The sequence below is a fragment of the Streptomyces sp. NPDC048290 genome, from assembly GCF_040652095.1.
Taxonomy (GTDB): Bacteria; Actinomycetota; Actinomycetes; order Streptomycetales; family Streptomycetaceae; genus Streptomyces.
The window spans coordinates 364529-390158 of sequence record NZ_JBEZLM010000003.1 but is presented as its reverse complement, the minus strand read 5'-3'; the positions used below and the strand labels follow the sequence as shown (position 1 = coordinate 390158).

The following is a 25630-nucleotide window of genomic DNA, read 5'->3' as shown; positions in this document are numbered from 1 at the left end:
GTGCTCCGTAGTTCGTTGTGTGCTGCGGTGGTCTTACCAGGTGTGCGTCACGACGGCGGGTGCCGACGACGAGTACAGCTCCCCTACCGAGCGCACTTCGAACCGTGCCGCCGTCTCCCCCGCCTCCGGCGTGAGGCCGCCCGCGAACCAGGCGAGCTGGCAGGTGCCGCCGAGGAAGCGCCGGGTGCCGTCGGGCAGGACGCGGTGCACGGCGTAGTGGCGCACGGTGCCGGGTGCCGCGTCCCAGCCGAGGCGCAGGTCACCGCCGGACGCGGCGACGACCCGGGCTCCGGTCGGGGCGGCGGGGGCGGCGGCGGGTGTGTCCCGTACGGCGAGCGCGCCGAGCCGCCAGCGGACGGGACCGGTGCCGGTGGGCGTGAGCCGGACCCCGAGCGCCCGTATCGTGCCGGTGAGCCCGGCGAGCCGGGTGGCCACCGTCTGCCAGCCGCCCGCCGAGGCCACCGGAATGTATGTGTACGGGGGTGCCGCGCCCGGTGCGGTGGGTTCGGCGGTGGCGACGGCGAGTTCGACGGTCACACCGCCGGTCTCGGTGCGGGCGGTCAGGTCGACCACCGACTCCGGTCCGATCGGCAGCCGGGTCGCGTACAGGTCGAGGGTCACCGGGGCGGTCAGGGTGCCCTCGACCAGGACGCTGCTGCCGCCCCGCCAGGCGTCCGCGAAGTCGAACGCCACGGCCGGCCGCTGCCCCGAGGTCCGCACCACCCACTGCCGGGACGGCAGCCGGTCCTGGAGCCCGAGATGGTTCCAGGGCCGGTCGGAGGTGATCCGGCCGTCCTCGTACCAGCGCAGCCCGTGCCCGGTGTTGAACGCGCTGGCGAACGGCACGGACGTCACCGTGGACCGGTCCGCGACCACCACGGCCGGGGCGCGCCACGGGTCGGCGGTGTCGGGGCGGGCGGGGTCCAGGGACCGGCCGCTCCAGAACCGGGTGTCGGCGGCGTGGAAGTCCTTGGGGGCGCGGGCGTTCGCGGGCAGGTGGTTGCGGGTCCACTCGGGCCGGTAGAAGCCGAGGGAGGTGAGGTGGGCGGAGGTGCGGGGCACGATCGCGTCCCAGTTCACGGAGGTGTTGGAGCCGTTCGACTCGACATCGACGCCCGCCCACAGCTCGTAGCGGCTGCGGCCGAGCTGCTGGGCCCGGTTGCCGGAGGACACCAGGCTGCTCGCGGACCAGCGGAAGTCGAGGAACATGTCGTCGGCGGCCTGGAAGAAGGGTTCGTTACGGGTGTTGAGGGCGCCCTGCCAGCTCACCGAACCGCTGGTGGTCATGGAGTCGTACCAGGTCACCCGCTGTCCCTCGGCGGCGGCGAGGGTCTTCAGCTCGCGCAGGAAGCCCTGCGTGGCGGTGGCGAGGGCGGTGTCCCCGCCGCCGGTCTCGGCGTTCACGAACCAGCCGTCGAAGCCGTACGCCTTGGCGACCGCGACGAGTTGCGCGGCGAGCGGGAAGCGGCCCGTGGTGTCCTTCTGGACCAGGTCGCGGGTCCACTGGAGCTGGCCGCCGTAGGCGGCGGGCGGCAGGAAGACATTGCCGAGGACGCGGACGCCGTGCCGGTGGGCGGCGTCCACGATCGGCGCGTTGGGGGCGAGGATCAGGCCCTCGCCGGAGGAGCCGCCCCAGAAGACCAGTTCGTCGAAGTACGACCAGTGGGTGGGGGCGTAGTAGTCGGCGGTGGCGGCGCCCTGGGACGGGTTGGCGGAGGTCGGGCCGAACGACACCAGGGACTGGATGCGCGCCTGGTCGCCGCGGGCGGTGGTGTTGGCGGGTACGGGGGTGAAGCGGGGGGCGAGCGGGACGCGTGAGGCGTTGAAGGCGAGGTCGGGGTCGTCGGTGGCGCGCCAGGTCTTCAGGCCGCGCCAGGTGATGCCGGTGCCGGGGGTCCCGGCGGGCAGCGAGTCGGGGTACCAGTACGAGGCGTAGGGCTGGAGCGGGGTGGCGAGGGCGCCGGACGGGCCGGGGCCGGTGGCCGGGGCGGCGGTGGCGGGGAGCGCGGGCAGCGCCGGGAGCAGCGCGGCGCCGGCTCCGGCGATCAGCAGGGTGCGTCGGGTGGGGTTCACGAGCGGGTGCCTCCTTGTGGGGTGGGGAGTACCTGGTCGGACGTGATGACGTCGGTGATGCCCCGCGCCGCCAGATGGCGCTGGTCGGCGGTGCGGGAGTCGAGGACGGTGGTGGGGCGGGCGCCGTCGGCGGTGAGCCGGAAGAAGGCGTCGTAGACATCGCCGCCGGGGGCGCAGCGGGAGCGGGCGGCGGGATCGGCGGGGACCACCAGCGCGGTGGTGCGGGGGGCCGGTGTCCGGGGGGCTGCGGCGTGGGCGCGGGCGGCGCGGGCGAGGACCCGGGCGCTGTCCTTGGGGACGCGGTCGTTGGTGAGCAGGCCCAGGCCGTACTCCAGTTCGGGGAAGTCGGCGAGGTCGCGGGAGACGTCGTGGGAGCACCACCAGGTGATCCCGAAGAGGTCCGGGCAGTCGAGGGCGTGCTCGATGGTGGCCTCGGTGAACGCGGCGGCGTGCTCGGGCGGGATCAGCGGCGCGGGCGCGCCGACCTCCTGGAGCCAGACCGGGCGCCGGGGCGCGTCGGCCCACGCCTTGCTCAGCTCGATGAGATACGCGGCGTGGTGCTCGGTCGGTACGGAGACCCGGCCGTGGCGCTGGGCGGTGCCGTTGAAGACCCAGGAGTGGACGGCGGTCATGGTGCCGTGCCGGGCGGCCTGGCCGGGGGTGAAGGGCTGGTCGTCCTGGTACCAGGTGGCGTCGTACTCGGCGTGCAGATGCAGCTTGCCGGGGGCGCCCTCCTCGCAGGCGGCGAGCATCCGGGTGAGCCAGGCGTCGATCTCGTCGGCGCTCGCCCGGTCGGGGTCGGGGTGGGGTCCGGCGGAGAACTGGTTGATCTCGTTGCCGAGGGTCATGCCGAGGAAGTTGGGCCGGTCGGCGAGGGCGGCGGCGAGGGTGCGCAGCAGCGCGGCCTGTCCGTCGAGGATCCGCGGGTCGGTGAAGAGGTTGCGGCGGTGCCAGGTGCGGGTCCAGGCGGGCAGGAAGTCGAAGCTGCTGAGGTGGCCCTGGAGGCCGTCCACATTGACGTCGAGTCCGCGTTCGGCGGCGGCGTCCACGAGCGTGACCAGGTGTTCGACCGCGCGGGGCCGGATCAGGGTCCGGTTCGGCTGGAAGTACGGCCACAGCGGGAAGACCCGGATGTGATCGAGCCCGAGCGCGGCGATCGAGTCGAGATCGGCCCGTACGGAGTCCGCGTCGAAGTCGAGCCAGTGGTGGAACCACCCTTCGCTGGGGGTGTAGTTGACGCCGAAGCGCACGGCAGAAGTCATGGGGGTCCCGGTTCGGTTGTTCGTACGTCCAGTGGTATGGACGCCCGATGTGCGTACGGTGTTCGTACGGTCGTTTCTGTTCGGGTGATCAGCGCTTGACCGCTCTGTTCAGGTGATCAGCCCGTGATGCTTTCCGGTGATCAGCCCTTGACCGCGCCCTCCCCCACCCCCCTGAAGAAGTACCGCTGGAGACAGGCGAACAGCAGGATCAGCGGGGCGACGGCGATGATCGTTCCGGCGGCGACCAGCCGTTCGTCGTTGGCGAAGGTGCCGTGCAGATAGTTCAGTCCGATGGTGAGGGTGAACTTGGACGGGTCGCTCAGCACGATCAGCGGCCACAGGAAGTCGTCCCAGGCGCCCATGAAGGCGAAGATCGCGACGACCGCGAGGGTCCCCTTGACGGACGGCAGCGCGATCCGCAGGAACCGCTGCCAGACGTTGGCGCCGTCCACGAAGGCGGCTTCCTCGATCTCGTAGGGCACGTTCAGGAACGCGTTGCGCATCAGCAGCACGTTCAGGGAGGCGATACTGCCGGGCAGCACCACACCGATCAGGGTGTTGTTGAGGCCCAGCTCCCGCATGGTGGTGAACTGGGCGATGATGATGCCCTCCACGGGCACCAGCATCGCCAGTACGAAGGCGAGGGTGGCGGCGCGGCGGCCCCGGTAGCGCAGCCGGGCCAGGGCGTATCCGGCGAGGGCGGCACCCACGCAGTTGGTGACCACGTTGGCGACGGCGACCTTGAGCGAGTTCAGGGCGTAGTCCCAGACGGGGATGGTGTCGGCGACCCGCTCGTAGTTGTGCAGGGTCGGCTCACCGGGCAGGAACTTGGGCGGCGAGCTGAAGATGTCCTCGGTCGGCCCCTTCAGCGAGGTCGACAGCTGCCACAGGAACGGGCCGATCATCAGCGCGAGCACCGCGAGCAGCAGTCCGTAGCGCAGCACGAGTTCCCAGCCGGGGATACGGCGGCCGTTCTCGTCGGTGAACCGGCGGCGGCGTGCGGGCCGGCGCGGTGCGGGCGGCGGCGCGGCGGGGCGGGTCTTCTCGATCACGCTCACCGGTCCTCCTTACGGTCGGCGCGCAGCACGAGCAGCATGAGGATCACGGTGACCACGAACACCACCACGCTGATCGCGGAGGCGTAGCCGACCCGGCCGGTGAGTCCGGTGCCGGTGCGCTGGACGAGCATGACGAGGGTGGTGTCCTCACCGGCCGGTCCGCCGCTGGGTCCGGCCATCAGATAGACCTCGGAGAACACCTTGAAGGCGGCGACCGAGGAGAGCGCGCCGACCAGGACCATGGTGGAGCGCACGGCGGGCACGGTGACGGTCAGGAAGCGGCGGACCGCTCCGGCGCCGTCGACGGCGGCGGCCTCGTGGAGTTCGCGCGGGACGTTCCCGAGCGCCGCCAGATAGATGATCATGTAGTAGCCGAGGCCCTTCCAGACCGTGACGGCCATGGCGCTGAACAGCAGCAGCCACTGGTCGCTGAGGAAGCCGACCCGGCCGACGCCGATCGTCTCCAGCACCGCGTTGACCAGACCGCGGTCGTCCAGCAGCCAGACCCAGATCAGTCCGACCACGACGATCGAGGCGACGACCGGGGTGTAGAAGGCGGAGCGGAAGAAGGTGATGCCGGGGAGGGTCTTCTGCACCAGCAGGGCGAGCAGCAGGGGCAGGATCACCAGCGCCGGGACCACGCCGAGGACATAGAGGGAGCTGTTGCGCAGGCCGATCCAGAACATGTCGTCCTGGAGCATCTCGCGGTAGTTCGCCAGGCCGACGAACTCGCCGGGGATCAGGGTGCGGCGGTCGGTCAGTGAGTTGATCAGCGTGGAGACGAACGGGTACAGCACGAACGCGCCGATGACGAGCAGTCCGGGCGCGGCGAACAGCCAGGGACTGGTCGGCAGCTGGCGCCGCACCCGGGAGACGGGGCGCTCGGCCCCGGAGAGGGCGGAACTGGCCATGGTGACTCAGCCCTGCTGCTGGAGGAGCCGGTCGCACGCCTTGACAGCGTTGTCAAGGGCTTCCTGGGGGCTCTCCTTGCCCTGGAGCGCACGGGCGACCGCGTTGCGCAGCTCGACCTTCATCTGCTCGCTGAACAGCACCGGTGTGTAGTTGACCGCGTTCTTCAGGGACTGGGCGGCGGCCACCCGGACCCGGGTCTCGTCGGTGCCGTCCTCCTTGGTGAAGTACGGGTCGTCCAGCGAACCGGCGGTGCTGGGGAAGATCGCGACCTGCTTCGCGAAGGACATCTGCCGGGTGGCGTCGGTGATGTAGTGCGCGAACGCGACCGCCGCGGGCTTCTTCTGCGTCTGCGCGTTCACCATCACACCCATCACATACATGTTCACCTGACCGGTACTGGTGATCTGATCAGTGATCCCGATGTTCTTGTAAAGATTCGGCGCCTGCTTCTGGAAGTTGCCGAGATCGAGCGCGCTGCCCGGGTTCATCGCCACGGCCTCGGTGAGGAACTTCTTCCCCGACGACTCCGGCGTCGCGGTGAGCGCCTGTGTGTCGAGCGCCTTGGCGTCGTACAACTCCTTGTATTTGCCGAGGAGTTCGACGCCCTTCGCGTCATTGAAGGTGAAGCCGGTGCCCTCGCCGTTCATCAGGGGGACGCCGTAGCGGCCGAAGTCCTCGATGGTGGGGACATTGGCGAGGGTCGCGACCTCGCCGTCCGTCCGCTCGGCGATCTGGAGCGCGTCCGCGAAGAGTTCGTCGTACGTCTTCGGCGGCTGGTCGGGGTCGAGTCCGGCTTCCTCGAAGAGCGCCTTGTTGTAGAAGAGCGGGCCGGTGTTGAGGTACCAGGGGAAGGCGAACGTGCCGGTCAGACCGGGTATCTGGTGGCTGGCCCAGGCGCCTTCCAGATACTCCTTCCGGTACTGCGGCGCGGCCTTGTCCAGGTCCAGCGCGAGCCCGGCCTTGGCGAGCGGCGCGGCGAGGTCCGGGGAGACGTTCACGACGTCGGGCAGGGTGCCGCCGGCCGCGTCCGCGCTGATCTTGTCGGCATAGCCCTCGGCGGGCTGGTCGACCCACTTCACCTCGGTGCCGGGGTACTCCTTCTCGAAGTCCGCGATCACGCCCTCGAAGTAGTCCTTGAAGTTGGCGCGGAGGTTCCAGGTCTGGAAGGTGATGTCGCCCTCGACCTTGCCCGAGGCGTCCGTGGAGCCACCGCCGTCCGACCCGGAACCGCAGGCACTGAGCGGCACGAGGACGACGGCGACGGCAGCGGCGGCGAAGGTCCGGCGGGAGATGCGCACGACGATGTGCTCCTTTGCGGCGGTGAGGTCCGGCGACGGCCGGGAGGGACCGGAGGCGTCGGCCAGACCTTGCAATACGTTCCGGGGAAAAGTCAATGCATTACGCTGCGCACATCCATTCTCCGTCATGAACACGCAGGTCAGTGTGGGTTGTTGTGGGTTCGCTGTGGGTGATTGCGGAGTCTTGCGGGAGATCACTAATGCGCTTTAGGGTGGAAGCACTCAAGCGCATTAGTGTTCAGTGTCCGGACCGTGCTGGGCGGCCGGTCTTTCGAGTGGGGAGCAGCAGGTGACGGGCAGGCGGTCTCCCGCGCGCCGGCCGACGATGAAGGACATCGCTCGGCGCGCCGGGGTCTCCGAGAGCGCGGTCTCGTTCGCGCTGAACGGTCGTCCGGGCGTGTCGGAGGTGACCCGTGACCGGGTGCGCCGGGTCGCCGAGCAACTGGGCTGGCGGCCCTCCACGGCGGCCCGCGCGCTGTCCGGCGAGGGCGCCGCGACGGTCGGTTTCGTACTGGCCCGGCCCGCGGGCACGCTCGGCGTGGACTCCTTCTTCCTCCAGCTCGTCTCCGGCATCCAGGAGGTGCTGGCCGAGCGTCACCTCGGGCTGCTGTTCCAGATCGCCCGGGACACCGACGACGAGTGCGAGGTCTACCGCCGCTGGTGGGCCGAGCACCGGGTGGACGGGGTCCTGGTGGTCGACCCGCGCACCGACGACCCGCGCCCCGCCCTGCTGGACGAACTGGGCCTGCCCGGCGTGGTCATCGGCGGCCCGCCGGAAGCGGACCACCCGGCGCTGTCCACGGTCTGGGCGGACGACGCCGGCGCGATGGCCGCGGTCGTGGACGAGCTGTACGCCCTCGGGCACCGCCGGATCGTGCACATCGCGGGGCTGGCCGGGCTCGCCCACACCGAGCGCCGCATCCGCACCCTGCGCGCGGAGGCCGAGCGGCGCGGGCTCACCGAGGTGCGGTCGGTGACCACCGACTACTCGGACGCGGAGGGCGCGGCGGCGACCCGCCGGGTGCTGTCCGGCGCCGCTCCCCCGACGGCGCTGGTCTACGACAACGACGTGATGGCCGTCGCCGGGGTCGCCGCCGCCTCGGGGCTGGGCTTCTCGGTGCCGGGCGAGGTGTCGGTGGTGGCCTGGGAGGACTCCGCGCTGTGCCGGATGGTCAAGCCGTGGCTGTCCGCGCTGTCCCGGGACACGGTGGAGTTCGGCCGCACGGCGGCGCGTGAGCTGACCGCGCTGCTGGACGGGGGTCCGGCACGGACCGTGCAGGTACCGGTGCCGCGGTTGATCGAACGGGAGAGCACGGGGCCGGTACGGGGCGGGGGGTAGGGGGGCCGGGTAGGGGGCGGGTCTCTGGGCCGGTACGGGGCGGGTTCGGGACCGGTATGGGGTGGATTCGGGGCGGGTTCGGGGCCGGTACGGGGCGGGTTCGGGGCCGGTACCGGGCATGTACGGGGCGGGTTCGGGGTCGGTACGGAGCGGGTGATCAAACGGACCTCGGCTGATCGAACGATCAGCGGGGGTGCCGCGCTCTGGCGGAGGGCCGCTCAGATGGAGGCTCGCCCTCACGGAGCCCCTCTTATGGAGCCCCGCTCCACTCGAACCCCGCTCATGGAGCCCCGCTCCGATGGAGCCGCTCCCCATGGAGCCCCGCTCCGCTGGAACCCTTCCCATGGAGCCCCGCCCGGCTAGAGCCCCGCTCGGCAATTAATTTTGCATACCATGCATGTTTGCATACCATGCAACTTATGCCGGACAAGAGTGCCCCCGCGGGCGGTGGGCTGCGGGAGCGGAAGAAGCGGGCGACCCGTGCCGCGCTCGCGGAGGCGGCGGTGCGCCTGGCCGCCGAACACGGAGTGGAACAGGTCACCGTCGAAGCGATCAGCGCCGCGGCGGGCGTCTCCGTACGCACGTTCTTCAACTACTTCGACACCCGCGACGACGTGTTCGTGGTCGCCGACTCGGAGCTGAGCACCCGGGTGCGCGCCGCCATCCTGGCCGCCCCGCCCGAGATCCCGCCGCTCGACGCGGTACGGGACGCCATCGCGGCCGAACTCGCCGAGGCGGAGGAGCAGCACGAGGTGTGGCAGTTGCACCTCACGGTGCTGCGGGCCGCCCCACATCTGCTGGTGCGCAGCCTCGGCGCGCACACCGCGGAGGAGACCGGACTCGCGCTGACCGTCGCCGAGCGGCTGCGGGGCGGCACGGCCGCCGTCGCCACACCGGTCGACGCCTGCGGCGAGGAGCGCCGGAGTCTGGAGCTGTATCCCCGACTGCTGGCCGCCGTCGCCGGTACGGCGGTCCGGATCGCCGCGGAGCACTGGAGCGCCCGCCCCGAGGAGCGCCGCTTCGCTGAGGTGTTCCGGGAGACGTTCAGCCTGCTCGCGGCCGGGCTGCCGGCCCCACCGGACTGACCGCCCCGCGCACCCGCCCGCGTACTCCGCCGTCCCCAGGTCCCTCTCGCGCGCCGCCCGAGCGGCCCCTCCCCTCCCCGGGTCCGCCCCCTCGCGCGATCACCTGTTCGTTCGATCGTCCGATCACCAACGATCATCACCGTGGAAAGAGCCGTCGTGACCGCACCGCCCAAGACGCTGGAACCGGCGTCGCCCACCGCCATGACCCAACGGCAGATACTCCAGGCCATGTCCGGTCTGATGGCCGGCATGTTCGTCGCGATCCTGGCGGGCACCGTCGTGGCGAACGCGCTGCCCCGGATCATCGCCGACCTGGGCGCCAGCCAGTCCGCCTACACCTGGGTCGTCACCTCCGAACTGCTGGCGATGACCGCCACCGTCCCCCTGTGGGGCAAGCTCTCCGACCTCTACAACAAGAAGCTGCTGCTCCAACTGTCGCTGGCGATGTTCGTCGTCGGCTCACTGCTGGCCGGTTTCTCGCACGACGTCGATCTGCTGATCTTCAGCCGGGTGATCCAGGGCATCGGCGCGGGTGGTCTCACCGCGCTGGCCCAGGTCGTGATGGCCGCCGTCATCCCGCCCCGGGAACTCGGCCGGTACGCGGGCATCTTCGGTGCCGTGTTCGCCGTGGGCACGGTCGCGGGGCCGCTGATCGGCGGGGTGCTGGTCGACACCGAGTGGCTGGGCTGGCGCTGGTGCTTCTTCATCGGTGTGCCGTTCGCGCTGCTGGCGATCGTGCTGCTCCAGCGCACCCTGCGGCTGCCGACCGTACGGCGCAAGGTGCGGATCGACTGGCTGGGCGCGTTCCTCATCGTCGCCGGGGTCTGCGCCCTGCTGATCTGGGTGTCGCTCGCGGGCAACCAGTTCGACTGGGCGTCCTGGCAGACCGCCGCGCTCACCGTCGGCGGCGCCGCGCTGCTGGTCGCCGCGGTGTTCGTGGAGGCGCGCACGCCCGAGCCGGTCATCCCGCTGGACATCTTCCGCAACCGCACGGTCACCCTCACCACCGTGGCCAGCCTGTTCGTCGGTGTCGCCATGTTCGGCGGCACGGTGTTCCTGTCCCAGTACTTCCAGGTCGCCCTGGGCAAGTCGCCGACCGTCGCCGGTCTGATGAGCCTGCCGATGATCCTCGGTCTGCTGGTCTCCTCGACCGTCGCCGGTCAGGTGATCAGCAAGACGGGCAAGTGGAAGCGGTACCTGGTCGCGGGGGCGGTCATCATGACCGCGGGCCTCGGGATGCTCGCCACCATCGGCGCCGACACCCACTTCGCCCTGCTCAGCCTCTACATGGCCGTCCTCGGCGTCGGCGTCGGCATGCTGATGCAGAACCTGGTGCTCGCCGCGCAGAACGACGTCCCCGCCGCCGAACTGGGCGCGGCCACCTCCGTGCTGTCCTTCTTCCGCAGCATGGGCGGCACCATCGGCACCAGTGTGCTCGGCGCGATCCTCGCCAACCGGGTCGCGAGCGAGATCACCAAGGGCCTCCAGGAGTCCGGCGCGGCCGGAGCGGCGGCGGGCGGCCCCGGCGGCGAGTCCTCGCACGTGGTACCGGACATGACGACCCTGCCCGAGCCGATGCGCGAGATCGTCGAGCACGCGTACGGGGTCGCCACCGCCGATCTCTTCCTGATCGCCACGCCGTTCGCCCTGCTGGCGCTGATCGCCGTGCTCTTCATCAAGGAGAAGCCGCTGAAGACGACCAGCGGCATGGAGCGGCTCGCGGAGGAGTCGGCGGAGCAAGCGGTCAACTGAGCGAGCGGTTCATGGAACGAACATCTGGCTGAAAGAACATCCTGCTGAGAGAACGCCGCTGAAAGAACGCCAGAATGAACGCCTGACTGAACGCCTGACTGAACGAACATCCGGCTGAGCGCATGTCCGCCTGAGCGCCTGCCCGGCCGAGCGAGCGATCAGCCACACCGAGTCGGCAGTCAGCCAGAGCGCACATCCGGCTCCATGAACATCTGGCTGATCGAAGCATCACGGAATGATCGGGTGAAGGGCCGTCCCGCACCTCGCGGGGCGGCCCTCCGTCGTCACCGGCGCGCGCTCGTCACCGAGCCCGAACGCTCATCGTCATGCCCGAACGCTCACCGCCACTCCACCTTGAACACCCACACATGCTCCCCCGCCCTCCGGGCCGCCTCCGGCACGTCGATCACCAGCGATCCGGCGCGGACCGTCCAGTTCAGCGGGCGTGGATGGCCGAGCATGGTCACCCGGTCGCCGTTGCGGATCGGCACCGGGGCGGTCACCGTGAGCCGGGGACCGGGCCGGGCCAGCGAGTGGATGTAGAACGCCTCGTCCTGCCGCACGGTGAACCGCAGATCCTCGCCGAGCTGCGCCATCCGCGCCCAGTACGTGGTCCCGTAGATCGCCTCGCCGTTGACCTGGAGCCAGCGCCCGGTCTCCCGTAGCCGGCGTTCCATGATCTCCGGGATGGTGCCGTCCGCGCGGGGCCCGATGTCGAGCAGGAAGTTGCCGTTCTTGGCGACGATGTCGACCAGACTGTGCACCACGTCCTCGGTCGTCATGTACATCGAGTCGGGCGTGGCCCGGTTGTAGCCGTAGCTGCGCGGATCGAGCCCCCGGCTGGCCTCCCACTTGGCGACGACGGTGTTGTCGTAGGTCGTGTACTCGGGCGTGGTGAAGTCGTGGAAGCCGATGCCCGCCCGGTCGTTCACGGTGACCTCGATCGGTTTCCGGCGGTTCTTGGCGTGGTTGAAGTACTCGGCGAGCACCGGCACGCTGTCGTTCGTGCCGCCGATGTCGCACCACAGCACCTCTGTGTCGTAGCCGTGGATCAGCTCCAGCATCTGCGGCGCCTGGTAGTCCTTCACATAGTCCTTGCCCGCGGTGTAGCCGAGGTACGGCTCCGGGGCGTGGGTGTAGGGGTTGCGTGGGGCGTGGCCCATCCACGGGTGGTCCGGGTTGAACCACTCCGGCATGGAGAAGTACAGCCCCCGGTGGAGTTCGGGTGTGTACCGCTTGGACGCGTCGAACAGTTCCCGGACCAGGTCGCGGCGCGGCCCCATCCGCACCGAGCTGCGCTCGGAGACCTTGGTGTCCCACAGTGCGAAGCCCTCATGGTGCTTGGAGGTGAGGACGTGGTATTGGGCGCCCGCGTCCCGGAAGAGTTCGACCCAGGCGCGCGGGTCGAAGCGCTCGGCGCGGAACATCGGGATGAAGTCGTCGTACGCGAAGTCCTCGCCATAGGTGGCGCGGTGGTGGGCGTACACGGTGTTGTCGGGGCGCTGGAGCCACTCCCAGTACCACTCGGCGTACTGCTCACCGGGCGGTGACCAGGCGGGCACGGAGTAGACGCCCCAGTGGATGAAGATGCCGAACTTGGCGTCCTGGAACCAGTAGGGCGCCTGGTGGGTGGAGAGGGACGACTCGGTGGCGCGGTAGTCGGGGAGGCCGAGGGTCAGGGCGGTGTCGCGCCGGTGGGCGGTGGCGCCCCGGCCGGTGACGGCGACCGTGCCGTCCTGACGGGTGCCGGGCGCGGTTCCGGCCCGGTTGCGGATGCCGACGCGCACCCGGGCCTGTTCCCCGGGGTCGAGTCGGCGGACCCGGACGGGGCCGACCGTACGGGCGCCGGGCACCGACACGTTCACGGTCACGTCGTCCGAGGCGAGCACGGGCGTGCTGCCCGCGTTGAGCAGGGTGGCCTCGACGCTCTGCGCGCCTGATCGTTCGATCAGCGAATTGGTCGATCGCGCAGAGCGGATCGCGAGGGCGCGTCCGTCGGCCCGGGGTTGCAGGGAGAGCGCGAAGACGTGCAGGGACGTCCTGCCCTCCTGGGCAGGCTGTGTGGTCGGCAGGGTGAGAGCGACCGCCTCACGGGAGCTGTCGAGCCAGACCTCGGCGACGCCGATGCCGACGCCGTGCGGGTCCTTGCCGCCGTCGGGCTGGTAGCGGTAGGGCGCCGACACCGGGCCGCCGCCCGCCTGGTACCAGTCGGTGCCGCCGAGCCCCGCGGAGGTGGTGGTGCCGTCGGCGTAGTGCGCGGTGAGGGTGCCGGAGGCGCTGCCGTAGCTGCCGGCGGTCAGGAAGAGGGCGGACAGGTAGCGGCCCGGGGGCAGCGTGATGCGCTGGCCCAGCGCGACAACGTTGTTCTTGGCCCCGGCGGCGGCCGACGGGAACAGGAACGGGATGCCGTCGGCCTCGATCGGTCCCGCGGGGAGTTCCTCGCCGGGGAAGGTGTAGCCGGAGCCGTCGAAGTTCCCGCCGCGCGCGTCGGCGGTGTCGATGCCGTCGTTGTCGAAGTACGCGTCCAGGGGGACCGGTACCGGGTCGGGCACGGGTACCCACGGTCCGGCCGCGCCCTCCGTGCCGGAGTCTGTGCCGGGGCCCGTGCCGCCGTCCGTGGCCGTCATCGTGTCCGTCTCCCCGTCCGCCGCGTACGCTCCGCCCGCCCCGGCGAGCGGAAGGGCCGCTCCGGCGGCGGCCCCCGCCGCGGCACCCAGCACCGTGCGTCTTGGATATCTGGCCATGAACAGCTCCAAGCGGCTCGATTCATCGGATGTCTTGAGAGTGAGCGGAGTTCGCAGGGCTGTCAACGGGGTGTGCACGGACCTGAGTTGAAGAAGTCGTCGGATGTCAGCTGTGGAGGGGGCACATGGGGGGCGGGTTCGCGTGCGCGGGTCCGCGCGGAGCCGCACGGAGCCGCATGGAGCGCACGGAGAGGCCGATGCGGTGTCGGCCGCCCGAAGGGGGGCGCGGTGGGGCATCGGGGAGGGGCGGAGGGGGGCTCTGGGCCGTATACGGCCAGCACGCACGTCAGGGGAGCGACCGCTCTGGGAGTGGCCCGCCTGGAAGTGGCCCCGTCCTGGGAGTGGCTGCCCTGCGGGTGGCCGTGCCGTGAGTGACCGCCAGGGAGTGGCTGCCCTCGCCGTGGCCTCGGGGAGCGATGACACCCGAAGGCGCGAAGGGAGCGCTGCGGCGGCGGGGCCGGGACCGCACCAAGGGTCCGGGGAGACGGGAGCACCGGAGACGCCAGGAGGCGTCGGGAGAGGGAAGGGGTCCGGCGGGGCGTCCCGCGCGGACCCCCGTCGGTCAGTCCACGCTGGGCAGGATGTGCGGCTCAGCGAGGTCGTCCTCGTAGCCCGCGAGGCGGATGGGGGCGGACCTGGCCCACACGTCCAGGCTGCCGATGTCGCCGGGCTTGCGGCCCGTGCGCTGCGGACGTTCCTTGGGGCGTTGATCGCGATCGGTCTTCTCCGGTGTCACCGCGCACTCCTTATGTGTCGGATCACCCGCGGGGCGTGGCCGGCCATGTCGTACGTCCGGCGCCTGACGCCCGCTCGGGTCTGTCTTGAACGGTCGGACGCGGTGGCGCCGGCAACTGTGAGAGAGCAGGCCGTGATGGACCGGCTTGTCCCGGGACGGACCGTGGGTGTGGGTAGGACCCCTTGGTGCTGTCCGTCGTCCTCAGATTAACCAGATGAGCGGCCTACCGCTCTATAGGGCTGAAAACAACGGGTAACTATCGGACATCGCCACGTGGCCAATCAATCCATTTCTACACCCATTCATTACATAATGCGTCATTTTGGAGTCACCCGATCGGCGGAGCGTGACGAACAGAGCCGCGAGCCGGTCACGCAGTTCAAGTGCCGTTGGCGGGGCCGAAAGCTCGCCATGATCTGCTGCGACGCGGTACGGCCGTCTCGCGGGAGGACTGACGCATGGAGCTGCGCAGCGTCGACGAGCTGATGGACCTGCTGTACGCGTGCCGGGGCGCCTGGGACACCCCCGACGGCAGCGGCGACCCGGTCGATCTGCACGATCACGCCCTCCAGACCGCCGCACTGCTGCGCCGTGGCCGCCCCGCGGACAAGGAGCTCCAGGTGGCCGGTCTGGTGCACGACCTCGGGCATCTGCTCCGCCCCGGCGACGACGCCGGTCACGCGGACCGCGCCGCCGACGCGGTCCGCGGCCTGCTCGGCGCACGGGTCGCCCGCCTGGTATGGCTCCATGTGCCCGCCAAGCGCTATCTCAGCGCCGTGTCGCCGGACCGGGGACTGTCGCCGCAGAGCGCGCTGACCCTGCGGGCGCAGGGCGGTCCCATGAGCCCGGCCGAGGCCGACGCGTTCGCCCGCGACCCCCTCGCCGAGGACGCCGTCGCCCTGCGCCAGGCCGACGACGCGGGCAAGGTCGTGGGGCTGGACGCGGGGGTGCTGGAGGACTGGCGGACGGTGCTGGAGCTGGTCGCGGAGCGGCATTCGCGGCTGGGCGCGATGGACTGACACGCCGGGAACGGCTCGTGGAGGGGCGGCATGGGGGCCGGCTTGGAGGGGCGGCCTCCCGCGAATGGCAGCCCCCATGACCCGATGCGATCGTGGAGGGAGCGTTCGCCGGCAGGCACACCCCCGGCGCATCGACCGGGACGCTCCGGTGGACGGTCGCGGAAGGTGGACCGACATGAGCGACATCACCCCGCCGCCCCCCACGCACCAGGCGCCCCCGCCACCTCCCCCGCCGACCCCGCCCACGGCCAAGGGCACCGACCACCGGGACCTCTCCCGGACGGTCCTCTTCTACGCGCTGGCGCTGGCCGCCCTGCTGCTGGGCATCGGCGCACTGCTGATCGGCATCGCCTGGTCCGACCTCGCGGACACGGCGGGCAACAGCCGTTCCTTCTGGTGACGGTCAGCCGGTCGAACGTGGCGCCAGGGAACCCGGTGCCAAGGAACCCGATATCAGGGAACCCGGTGACGGCGAGCCTGGTGACGCCGAGCGCCGCGCCCTACCACTTCCCGGGCGCGTAGTCCTTCAGGAAGACGCCGTACAGGTCCTCGCCCGCCTCGCCGCGCACGATCGGGTCGTAGACCCGCGCCGCGCCGTCCACCAGGTCGAGCGGGGCGTGGAAGCCTTCGTCGGCCAGTCGCAGCTTGTCGTAGTGGGGGCGTTCGTCGGTGATCCAGCCGGTGTCGACCGAGGTCATGAGGATGCCGTCGGTCTGGAACATCTCGGCCGCGCTGGTGCGGGTCACCATGTTCATCGCGGCCTTGGCGGCGTTGGTGTTGGGGTGTCCCGCGCCCTTGTAGCCCCGGTTGAACACGCCCTCCATCGCCGACACGTTGACGACGTAGGCGCGTCCGCTCGCGGCCTTGCGGGCGGCGTCGGCCATCGCCGCGCGGAGCTTGCTGATCAGGATGAACGGGGCGGTGTAGTTGCAGAGCTGGGTCTCCAGGAGCTCGATCGGGGAGATCTGCTCGATGCTCTGCACCCATGTGTTGGAGTCCACGACGTCCGGCACCAGGCCGCCCGCGTCGATGGCGGTGCCCGCGCGGTGCCGCTCCACGCTGGCGTTGCCCGCGACGAGCGCGAGGTCGGCGACCCGCTGGGCGTCGAGCCCCGAGGTGCCCAGCGGCAGGGCGGCGAGTCCGTCGACCGCCCCGGAGTTGAAGGCGCCGATGACCTGGTGGGCGGGGAGTTCCCCGGCGGGCAGCGGGGCGCTCTCGCCGTCGACGAGGGCCGCGTAGGCGGCCGGGAGGCGCCGTACGGTCTGGGTGGCGTTGTTGATCAGGATGTCGAGGGGGCCCTGTGCGGCGACCTGGTCGGCGAGGGCGACGGCCTGGGCGGGGTCGCGCAGGTCGATGCCGACGACCTCCAGCCGGTGCAGCCAGTCCGCGGAGTCGTCCATGGCCTTGAAGCGGCGGATGGCGTCCTTGGGGAACCGGGTGGTGACGGTGGTGTGGGCGCCGTCGCGCAGCAGCCGCAGCGCGATGTACATGCCGATCTTGGCCCGGCCGCCGGTGAGCAGGGCGCGCTTGCCGGTGAGGTCGGCGGCGGCTTCCCGCTTGGTCCGGTTCTCGGCGGCGCAGGGCTGGCAGAGCTGGTGGTAGAAGTAGTCGACCTCGGTGTAGCGGGTCTTGCAGACGTAGCAGGAGCGGGGGCGCTGGAGTATTCCGGCGATCCGGCCCTGCTCGGTGCGGGAGGAGGGCAGCAGGCCCTCGGTCTCGTCGTCGATGCGTTCGGCGGAGCCGGTCGCGGTGGCCTCGGTGACCGCCTTGTCGTTGGCGGTCTTGGAGGCCCGGCGCTCCTGGCGGCGGCGCTGCTTCACGGTGCGGTAGATCCCGGCGGTGGCGCGGCGCACGGTGATGGCGTCGGGGTGGTCGACGTCCAGCAGGTCCAGCTCGGCCAGCACGCTCAGGCAGACGGCGAGCCGCTCGGGGTCGATGCCGGGCCCGTGGACCCCCTCGTCCGGGGTCGTCGAGCCGTGCTGTGTCACCGTCATCGCCGCTGCCGTTTCCCTGCTGCCCGCGCGGCGCGCCGTCCGCGTCCGCTGTCCGAACCGCGAATTTTACGGAGCGCCGGGCCCGGTCTCCAAACCGATGGGCGGGCGGTGAGGGCGGGCTCGCGCGCCGTGACGGACGCTCTGTGCGCGCGGTGGCCCCCTGGTGCCCGTTACGGCCCGCCGCCCGCGCCCGGCGCGGGGTCGGGGGACGGCGGGGGGCGGGATCACACCGTGACCGGCGTCCCCTGTGCCGGGTCCGGCCCGGTGGCCGTACCGGGCACACATGTCCGCGCCTCGCCCTCGGTCAGCCCCTCGCCCTCGGTCGGTCCCTCGTCCTCGGTCGGCCCCTCGCCCCGTTCCGGCTCGCACGCCGTGATGAGTGCGGCCACCTCCTCCCGTACCGCCTCCGCCAGCCGGTCCAGGTCGGGGACGGCCTCGGCGTCGGCGACCAGGCCGAAGTGGATATGGCCCCGGTAGGTCGACATGGCGACGGCGAGGGACTGGCCGCGGGCGAGCGGGGCGTAGGGGTGGACGGCGGTGAGCGGGTTGCCGCCGAGCTTCAGGGTGAGGCTGGGCAGCGGCACGCTGGTGACCAGGATGTCGAACCAGAGCCGGGCGGCCTGCGCGGCGAGCGGTCCGCCGAGGCGGTGGCCGAGCGCCGGGACATGGTCGGCGAGCAGGGCGACCGCGCCCGCGCCGCGCCCGGGTCCGGCGTCCTTGTTGCGGTCCATGGCGGCGCGGACGGAGCCGAGCCGGGCGAGCGGGTCGGGGTCGTCGACGGGGAGCCGTATCAGGTAGCCGGAGAGGCGGTTGCCCTGAGGGTGGGCGGTGCGCGGGCGGCGTTTGGAGACCGGGATCAGGGCGCGGGGGCGCACGCCCTCGCTGCCGTCGCCGCGGGCGTCGAGCCAGCGCCGCAGGGCCCCGGCGACGATGGCGATCAGGACGTCGTTGACGGTCCCGCCGACGGTCTTGCGGACCCGGTGGACGTCGTCGAGGTCGATGACGGCCCCGGCGGTGCGGCGGGTGCCGCTGGGGTCGGCGGTGAGACCGGGCGCGGGGCGGGCGGTGAGGGTGGAGAAGGCGACGGAGGCGCCGATGTCGACGGCCCGGCCGACGTCGTCCAGAGCGCCACGGACCAGGCCGGGGAGCTTGCGGACGTCGGGCAGCAGGGAGCGGCGGGGTGCGGGGCGGCGCGGACGCGGGGCGGGCAGGTCCAGGGGGTCGAGGATCGCGGCGGCCAGGGTGAGGGCGCGCAGTCCGTCGGCGAGGGCGTGGTGGAACTTGAACAGGACGGCGAAGCCGGTGCCGTCGGCGCCGGGCAGCACATGGGCCTCCCAGGGCGGGCGGCCACGCCGCAGCGGGCGTTCCATGAGCCGCCCGGCCTCGCCCTGGAAGTCGGCGGTGGGGGCGTGCAGCCGGACGTGGTCCAAGGGGTCGAAGCCCGGGTCGGGTTCGCGGGTGGCGCCGCCGACGGCGAGCGGGCGGCGCAGTCCCGGCGGCTGCCAGCGGTCCCGGATCCGCATGCGCAGTCCGGGGACTCCGGCGGCGCGGGCGGCGAGCAGGTCGGCCGCGTGGGCGCCGGCGGTGGGTGAGTGCGCGGCGAACACGCCGAGGGCGCCCAGGTGCATGGGGTGCCGGTCGGTCTCGATGTTCCAGAACGCCAGATCGAGGGGTGCGAGCAGGTCAGGGGTCACGGCTTGCCTCGCGTCGTGGACGGGTGAGCAAGCAGTGAACAACGATCGAGCGATTACGGTCAAGTACGATCAGGCTACGCTCAGTTAACAGCGGATTACGTCATAGGGCGTTCCGTCTCCTCGATCACGCAGGTCACAGCCGTCACATGACCCGTTCGGCGGTGCCGCCGCACCGGTCCGCCCGGGGGCGTACGCGGGCGTGCCGCGGGAGCGCGAAAGGAGTGAATCTCGGCCGCCGCACCCACCGCGGCACCCGCGCGGGCGCCGTCCCGTACGGCGGCTACGACACCCGCTGGCCCTTGCCCAGCGCGATCACGCCGCTCTTGGACACGGTGTACAACTCGGCGTCCCGGTGCGGGTTGACCCCGATCGTCGCGCCCGGCGGGACCTCCACGTTCTTGTCCAGCACCGCCCCGCGCACCACAGCGCCACGCCCGATGTGCACGTTGTCGTGCAGCACGGAGCCCTGCACCACCGCCCCTGGATCGACGACCACCCCGGGCGACAGGACCGACCGGGTGACCTGCCCCCGGATCAGACAGCCCGCGCTGATGATCGACTCGCTGGCCATCCCGCCCGCGTTGAACCGGGCCGGGGAGAGCTGGTTGGAGTGGGTGTAGACCGGCCACTGCCGGTTGAAGAGGTTGAACGCCGGGCGCTCGGCGATCAGGTCCATATGGGCGTCGTAGTACGCGTCGAGGCTGCCCACGTCCCGCCAGTAGCCCTGGTCCCGGGTGGTCTCGCCGGGGACGTGGTTCTCATGGAAGTCGTACAGCTGGGCCTCGCCCCGGTCGGTGAGCTGGGGCAGGATGGAGCCGCCCATGTCATGGACCGAGCGGGGGTCCTCGGCGTCCCGCTGGAGCGCCTCGATCAGCGCCTTGGTGGTGAAGACGTAGTTGCCCATGGAGGCGAACACCCGCTCGGGGTCGTCGGCCAGACCGGGCGGGTCGGCGGGCTTCTCCAGGAACCGGTCCACGGTACGGCCGTCCGAGCCGGGCGAGATCACCCCGAACGACGACGACTGCGCGCGGGGCACCCGCATCCCGGCCACGGTGACGCCCGCGCCGCTGTCGATGTGCTGGGCGAGCATCTGGCGCGGGTCCATCCGGTACACATGATCGGCGCCGAACACCGCCACGTACTCGGGCTGTTCGTCGTAGATCAGGTTCAGCGACTGGAGGATGGCGTCGGCGCTGCCCAGGTACCAGCGCGGGCCGAGCCGCTGCTGGGCGGGGACCGGCGTGATGTAGTTGCCGAGCAGACTGGACATCCGCCAGGTGGTGGTGATGTGCCGGTCCAGCGAGTGGGACTTGTACTGCGTGAGCACACAGATCCGCAGGATGTCGGCGTTGACGAGATTCGACAGGACGAAGTCGACGAGCCGGTAGGTGCCGCCGAAGGTGACCGCGGGTTTCGCGCGGTCCGTGGTGAGCGGCATCAGGCGCTTGCCCTCGCCGCCCGCCAGTACGATCCCGAGCACGGAAGGCCCTCCACGACGCATGGCCGCTCCCCTCACCCTGGTTGTGACCCATCCATGCCCTCGCCCCGGGCGTACTACGCCTGTTCGAGGACCTCCTGGTAGAGCCGGACGGTGCGGCGGGCCACGGCGTCCCAGCCGAACTCCCCGACCGCCCGCGCGCGTCCGGCCTCGCCCATCCGCCGGGCCCGGCCGGGGTCGGCGAGCACGGTGTCCAGCGCGGTCGCCAGGCCCGTCTCGAAGTCGTCGTCCAGGTCCACCAGCAGTCCCGTCTCGCCGTGCGCGACGACCTCCGGGATGCCGCCCACCCGTGATGCCACCACGGGGGTGCCGCAGGCCATCGCCTCCAGATTGACGATACCCAGCGGTTCGTACACGGACGGGCAGACGAACACGGCCGCATGGGTAAGGAGTTGGATCACCTCGCCGCGCGGCAGCATCTGCGGAATCCAGTGCAGTCCCGCGCGGGCGTGGCTCAGCTCCTGGAACAGCTCACGGAACTCGCGGGCGATCTCGGGCGTGTCGGGAGCACCCGCGCACAGCACGACCTGCGCGGCCGGGTCGATGCCGCGCACCGCGCGGAGCAGGTGGTCCACGCCCTTCTGGCGGGTGATCCGGCCGACGAACAGCACATAGGGCCGTTCCCGGTCCAGGCCGACGCGGTCCAGGACGTCGGTGGCGGGGTCGGGCCGGTACAGGGTGGTGTCGATGCCGTTGTGCACGACATGGACGCGGGTCTTGTCGAGCGCCGGATAGCAGCCCAGGATGTCGTCGCGCATGGCGCCGGACACGGCGATCACCGCGTCGGCGGCCTCCACCGCCGTACGCTCGGCCCAGCTCGACAGGGCGTAGCCGCCGCCCAGTTGCTCGGCCTTCCAGGGGCGCAGCGGCTCCAGCGAGTGCGCGGTCAGCACGTGCGGGACGCCGTAGAGCAGCTTGGCGAGATGCCCGGCGAGATTGGCGTACCAGGTGTGGGAGTGGACCAGTTCGCGGTCCTCGAGGCCGGCGGTCATCGCGAGGTCGACGGAGAAGGTGCGCAGCGCGTCGTTGGCGCCGTCGAGCAGGGACCAGGGCCGGTGACGCAGGACGCCGTCGCTGCGGCCCTCGCCCCAGGAGTGCACGTCCAGGTCGACCAGGCCGCTCAACTCACGGGCCAGGAACTCGACATGCACACCCGCTCCGCCGTACACGTCCGGGGGGTACTCCCGGCTCAGCAGTCCCACACGCACCCAGAACCCCCAGTCGCCGCGGCCGGTGCAGCCATGGTCACCCACAAGGAGCCCCCGGGGAAGAGCACACGAGCACGTGAGACGACGATTACAGCGCGGCCGTACGCGGGTCCCGGCGCGGTGTGACCGGTCGGGCAGATTCCCCTGCCCTTGAAGGCACCGCGCGATCACGCCCGCCTTTCAGGGGCGCTGGGGGTGCCCCCTCTGGGGGAGGAACTGCGCGACCAGCCCCCACTCGGCCGCACCCGAAGACGATGCCCACGGGGGGGGACCAGGGAGACGCCACACATGCAGGGGCCAACCAACAGGGGACACCTCACAGACCGGGGTCAGCGCCCCGGCGGACGGCCAAGGCAGCAGTCCCCGCACAGCCCCCCACCCGGCACCCGGTAGTAGAGACAGCAACTACGACGCCGGAACCCGGTCCCCTGGAACGTGCCGGTGCCGACCAACGGCGGCTGGCCGAACAGCGCCCGGGTCAGCTCGCGGCAGCGCACCGCGGCGTCGGGGCGCCCGGCGGCCCGAGCCCACCGCTCCAGTTCGCGCGCGGCCCCCGCGAGCGCGGACGCGGCGTTGCCCCACAGCAGACCGTCGGCGAGCCGCACCCGGGCGCGCAGGGCGGTGTGCAGGGGCGCCAGATGCCCGCCCAGCACGCTGTCGGCGAGGGTGGCCGGGTCGGCGGGGCGGGGACGCACCTCGGTGAGCAGCAGGTCGCCGGGGGCGCTCGCGTCGGGGTCCCAGCGCAGCAGCCGGGGGGCCAGATCGGGGACGGCACCGTACAGGGCGGCACAGCCCAGCGCCACCGACCAGAGCCGGGCGGCGAGGCCCAGCTGGGCGATCGAGGCGGCGATCCGGGGCTCGGGCGCCCGCAAGGAGCGCTCCACCTTCCGCAGCCGAGAAGTCAGCGAATCCGGGTAAACATCCGATGCGGGCTCGGCGTAGACCTGGGCGAGTGTCGGCGAGGCGGCGACGGGGCCGGGGTCCGGGTCCACGACCGTGCGCAGTACGAAGAAGCCGCCGAGCGGCCGGAGCGCGGCGAGCGCCGGGTCGAGTTCCACGAAGAGCAGTAGTACCAAGGGTTCCGAGGGCCACGCACCCCGAGTGTCCCCCGGAGGTCGCCACCCTCTGGGATGACGGGGCGCGAAGAGTACTCCAACGGTAGTAGGACGCATTGCGTGCTCAGGTACGACGACGGGAAGCGATCGAGGGGGCATCGTGTTGGGTATGAAAGCCGATCGTTCGCCGCGCCGGGCTTCACGCCCCCGCCTGACGCAGAGGAGCCGCCCATGAGCGCCCTCGCGTTCTCCGTGCTGCTGTCGCTGGTGTCCGCCGTCGCGTACGCGGGCGGGGCCATCGTGCAGGAGCGCGTCGCGGAGGCCGGACCCGCGTCGGCCGGGCAGCAGTTCGCCCCGCTGCGCCGCCCGGCGTGGTGGTTCGCGGTCGGGCTGAACGGTCTCGGTGGACTGCTCCATGTGATCGCCCTGGCCTATGGGCCGCTGAGCGTGGTCCAGCCGCTGGGCGCGCTCACCATAGTGTTCGCGCTGCCCATGGCCGCCATGTTCGTCGGCCGCCGGGCGGGGGCGACGGCCTGGCGGGGCGCCTTGATGGCGACGCTGGGTCTGGCGGGCCTGCTGTCCCTGGTGGGGAGCGCGGGCTCGCGCTCGCTCAGCGACGACCAGCAGATAGCGGCGTTCACGGCCACCGTCGTGGTGGTGGCGGGTCTGATGGCCGCCGCGCGGGCGTCCGCGCGGCATCCGATGGCCCGCAGTGTGCTGCTCGCGCTGGGCTCCGGTATCGCCTTCGGCATGTCGTCGGTGTTCACCAAGACCGTCGCCGTGGAGTGGGCCGGCGGCCCGGCCCTCACCGAGTTGCCCGCCCTGTCGGCGATCGGTGTGCTGGCGGTCGCCGGACTGCTGCTGTCCCAGGCGTCCTACCGGGGCGCCGGGCTGGCCGCTCCGCTGGCCACGCTGACCGTGGTGAACCCGGTCGTCGCGGCGGCCGTGGGCATCACGATGTTCGGCGAGACCTTCCGCTACGGCTCCACGGGCGCCGCCGTGGCGCTCGGCTGCGGTGTGGCGGCGGCGGGCGGGCTGATCCTGCTGACCACCGAGCGGGTGCAGCGCACCGCGCAGCTGTCGCCGGACACGGCCGAGCCGGTCACGCCCCAGGGCCCGGACATCGGCGCCCAGCGGCTCGCGGTCCGCGCGGGGGACGCCCTCGAAGAGGCGCTGGACGCGTTCGTGCCGGGCCCGTCGCCCGACGGCGACGGACGGATCGACGGCTTCGGCGGACCGGTGCGGGCGAGCCGCACGGCCGCGCCGGGGGCCCCGCGCAAGCCGGTCACCTCGTCGTTCCCGGCCGCACCGGCGGCTCGGGCCGTCCCGGACCGCCCGGCGGGTCCGGTGAGCCGCCCGGCCCCGGTGTACGGCGGGCCGTTCATGCCGCTTCCGCTGCTGGACCGGCACCGTACGAGGGTCAGATCCTGACCCCCGCCGGTTCCGGCGCCCGGGTCGGGCGTCGGGCTCAGAGCTTGACGCCGCCCGCCCGGAGGTAGGCCAGGGGGTCGACGTCCGTGCCGAAGCCGGGTCCGGTGCGCACCTCGAAGTGCAGATGCGGGCCCGTGCTGTTGCCGGTGTTGCCGGAGCGCCCGATGCGCTGCCCGGCCGTCACGGACTGTCCGTCCTTCACATTGATCGCGGAGAGATGGGCGTACTGGCTGTAGCGGCCGTCGGTGTGCCGGACGACCACCTCGTAGCCGAAGGAGCCGGACCAGCCCGCGCTGACCACCGTGCCCGCGCCGACGGCCTTCACGGAGGTGCCGGTGGGTACGGGGAAGTCGACGCCGGTGTGGTAGCCCTTCGACCAGGACGAGCCGCTCACGCGGTAGCTGGTGCCGGTGGAGGCGGCTACGGGGGCGACCCGCGAGGGCTGGGTGTCGCCGCTGGTGGCGGGCTTGTCGTCGGTGTCGGTGCTCGCGGCCTTCTTGGGGGCCGGAGCCGCCTTCTTGGGCTCCGTGGCCTGCTTCTTGGGGGCCGCCGTCTCCTTCTTGGCGGGCGCGGGCGCGGTCGCCGCGGCCTTGCCAGACAGGGTCAGCCGCTGGCCGGGCAGGATCAGGTCCGGGTCGGTGCCGATGGTGGAGCGGTTGGCGGCGTAAAGGCCCTGCCAGCCGCCGCCGACCTCGCGCTCCCCGGCGATCCCGGACAGCGTGTCGCCGCGCACCACGGTGTACATCTCGGCCTTGCCCGCGCGGGACTGCGGGGTGGTCTGCGGCTGGACGTCCGGCACGGCCGCCGGGAGCGTCTGCTGCCGCGCCGCGCGGGGCGTGTTCCCGCCGGGGTCGATGTCCGGCTCGGCGCCGTCCCGGGTGAGTCCGGCGCGCTGGGAGCAGGTCGGCCAGGCGCCGGGGCCCTGTCCGTCGAGGACCTTCTCGGCGACGGCGATCTGCTGGTCCTTGGAGGCGAGGTCGGCGCGCGGGGCGTACCGGGTGCCGCCGTACGCCTCCCAGGTGGACTGGCTGAACTGGAGCCCGCCGAAGTAGCCGTTGCCGGTGTTGATGGACCAGTTGCTGGTCGACTCACAGGCGGCGACCTTGTTCCAGGTCGCCACATCCGCGCCGTGCGCGACGCCGGTGCCGATGAGCGGAAGGGCCATACCGGCGCCACCGGCGGTGACGGTCAGTGAGGCACGGTTGATCCTGTTGGGCTGATACCGGCGGTGCCGGCCGCGTACGGCCATGAAGTGCCCCCTAGACATATGTCAGCGGCCCAAAAGTAGGGGGGAAGAACAGGCCATGACAAGACGGCGATCGGGGCCCCGAAGGTTCAAATGGCGCGGAACAGTCGTTGGTTGACCGGTTTCCGTATGCGGAGGGTGAGGCGGAGGGGTCCTGTGCCACGTACTGAGACGTGTCGGACCCCGAAGGTGCGCCCAGAGTGGCGGGACGTCAGGATGGCGAGGA

19 protein-coding genes are annotated in these 25630 nt (G+C 71.8%); 6 read left to right on the top strand and 13 right to left on the bottom strand.

All coding sequences use genetic code 11. The features are described 5' to 3' along the window. Positions 1-33 precede the first annotated feature (33 nt). From AB0D49_RS06545 to AB0D49_RS06525, 5 genes are all read right to left on the bottom strand, one after another. On the bottom strand, positions 34-2073 hold the full coding sequence (locus AB0D49_RS06545; RefSeq protein ID WP_362751689.1) for an endo-beta-N-acetylglucosaminidase: 2040 nt from the start codon (positions 2071-2073) through the stop codon (positions 34-36). Beyond that, a complete protein-coding gene (locus AB0D49_RS06540; RefSeq protein WP_362751686.1) occupies positions 2070-3335 on the bottom strand; it encodes a glycosyl hydrolase in 1266 nt (421 codons plus the stop codon). Before AB0D49_RS06540 ends, AB0D49_RS06545 begins: the two co-directional genes overlap by 4 nt. A gap of 140 nt (positions 3336-3475) precedes the next feature. Further along, positions 3476-4393: a carbohydrate ABC transporter permease gene (locus AB0D49_RS06535; protein WP_362751683.1), complete on the bottom strand. Its 918-nt coding sequence runs from the start codon at positions 4391-4393 to the stop codon at positions 3476-3478. Beyond that, entirely contained in the window at positions 4390-5304 is a 915-nt protein-coding gene (locus tag AB0D49_RS06530; protein WP_362751680.1) for a sugar ABC transporter permease, read from the bottom strand. Before AB0D49_RS06530 ends, AB0D49_RS06535 begins: the two co-directional genes overlap by 4 nt. 6 nt (positions 5305-5310) lie before the next feature. Continuing rightward, complete coding sequence (locus AB0D49_RS06525; protein WP_362751677.1) at positions 5311-6603, bottom strand: extracellular solute-binding protein; 1293 nt, start codon at positions 6601-6603, stop codon at positions 5311-5313. 325 nt (positions 6604-6928) lie between these two features. Between AB0D49_RS06525 and AB0D49_RS06520 the strand changes: the two genes are divergently transcribed. The 3 genes from AB0D49_RS06520 (at position 6929) to AB0D49_RS06510 (ending at position 10779) form a co-directional block, all read left to right on the top strand. Then, on the top strand, positions 6929-7942 hold the full coding sequence (locus AB0D49_RS06520) for a LacI family DNA-binding transcriptional regulator (protein WP_362751674.1): 1014 nt from the start codon (positions 6929-6931) through the stop codon (positions 7940-7942). Between the two features lie 410 nt (positions 7943-8352). Beyond that, complete coding sequence (locus AB0D49_RS06515; protein ID WP_362752125.1) at positions 8353-9027, top strand: TetR family transcriptional regulator; 675 nt, start codon at positions 8353-8355, stop codon at positions 9025-9027. Between the two features lie 201 nt (positions 9028-9228). Beyond that, positions 9229-10779, top strand: coding sequence for an MDR family MFS transporter (locus tag AB0D49_RS06510; protein WP_362752122.1), 1551 nt, complete (start codon positions 9229-9231; stop codon positions 10777-10779). Positions 10780-11117: 338 nt separating this feature from the next. On the opposite strand, the gene AB0D49_RS06505 is transcribed toward AB0D49_RS06510, so the two are convergent. Then, on the bottom strand, positions 11118-13523 hold the full coding sequence (locus AB0D49_RS06505; protein ID WP_362751671.1) for an alpha-L-fucosidase: 2406 nt from the start codon (positions 13521-13523) through the stop codon (positions 11118-11120). A gap of 562 nt (positions 13524-14085) precedes the next feature. Continuing rightward, positions 14086-14259 (bottom strand): hypothetical protein, encoded by a 174-nt coding sequence (locus tag AB0D49_RS06500; protein WP_362751668.1) that lies wholly within the window; start codon positions 14257-14259, stop codon positions 14086-14088. A gap of 458 nt (positions 14260-14717) precedes the next feature. On the opposite strand from AB0D49_RS06500, the gene AB0D49_RS06495 reads away from it, so the two are divergent. After that, complete coding sequence (locus tag AB0D49_RS06495; protein ID WP_362751665.1) at positions 14718-15278, top strand: metal-dependent phosphohydrolase; 561 nt, start codon at positions 14718-14720, stop codon at positions 15276-15278. Positions 15279-15453: 175 nt separating this feature from the next. Next, positions 15454-15678, top strand: a complete 225-nt coding sequence (locus AB0D49_RS06490; protein WP_362751663.1) for a hypothetical protein — start codon at positions 15454-15456, stop codon at positions 15676-15678. 100 nt (positions 15679-15778) lie between these two features. Here AB0D49_RS06490 and AB0D49_RS06485 read toward each other — a convergent pair whose 3' ends face one another. The 5 genes from AB0D49_RS06485 to AB0D49_RS06465 form a co-directional block, all read right to left on the bottom strand. After that, the gene (locus AB0D49_RS06485; RefSeq protein ID WP_362751657.1) at positions 15779-17272 is read right to left on the bottom strand and encodes an SDR family NAD(P)-dependent oxidoreductase; all 1494 of its coding nucleotides are present in this window, start codon (positions 17270-17272) and stop codon (positions 15779-15781) included. Positions 17273-17496: 224 nt separating this feature from the next. Further along, positions 17497-18966 carry a wax ester/triacylglycerol synthase family O-acyltransferase gene (locus AB0D49_RS06480; RefSeq protein ID WP_362751655.1) on the bottom strand — a complete coding sequence of 490 codons (1470 nt, stop codon included), beginning with the start codon at positions 18964-18966 and terminating at the stop codon, positions 17497-17499. Between the two features lie 280 nt (positions 18967-19246). After that, positions 19247-20467: a glucose-1-phosphate adenylyltransferase gene (glgC, locus tag AB0D49_RS06475; RefSeq protein ID WP_362751652.1), complete on the bottom strand. Its 1221-nt coding sequence runs from the start codon at positions 20465-20467 to the stop codon at positions 19247-19249. Between the two features lie 53 nt (positions 20468-20520). After that, positions 20521-21672, bottom strand: coding sequence for a glycogen synthase (glgA, locus tag AB0D49_RS06470; RefSeq protein WP_362751649.1), 1152 nt, complete (start codon positions 21670-21672; stop codon positions 20521-20523). Between the two features lie 329 nt (positions 21673-22001). Beyond that, complete coding sequence (locus AB0D49_RS06465; RefSeq protein ID WP_362751646.1) at positions 22002-22730, bottom strand: (2Fe-2S)-binding protein; 729 nt, start codon at positions 22728-22730, stop codon at positions 22002-22004. Between the two features lie 228 nt (positions 22731-22958). On the opposite strand from AB0D49_RS06465, the gene AB0D49_RS06460 reads away from it, so the two are divergent. Further along, positions 22959-24158, top strand: coding sequence for a DMT family transporter (locus AB0D49_RS06460; protein ID WP_362751643.1), 1200 nt, complete (start codon positions 22959-22961; stop codon positions 24156-24158). A 37-nt stretch (positions 24159-24195) separates the two neighbouring features. Here AB0D49_RS06460 and AB0D49_RS06455 read toward each other — a convergent pair whose 3' ends face one another. Continuing rightward, entirely contained in the window at positions 24196-25407 is a 1212-nt protein-coding gene (locus tag AB0D49_RS06455; RefSeq protein WP_362751640.1) for a transglycosylase family protein, read from the bottom strand. Positions 25408-25630: the final 223 nt, after the last annotated feature.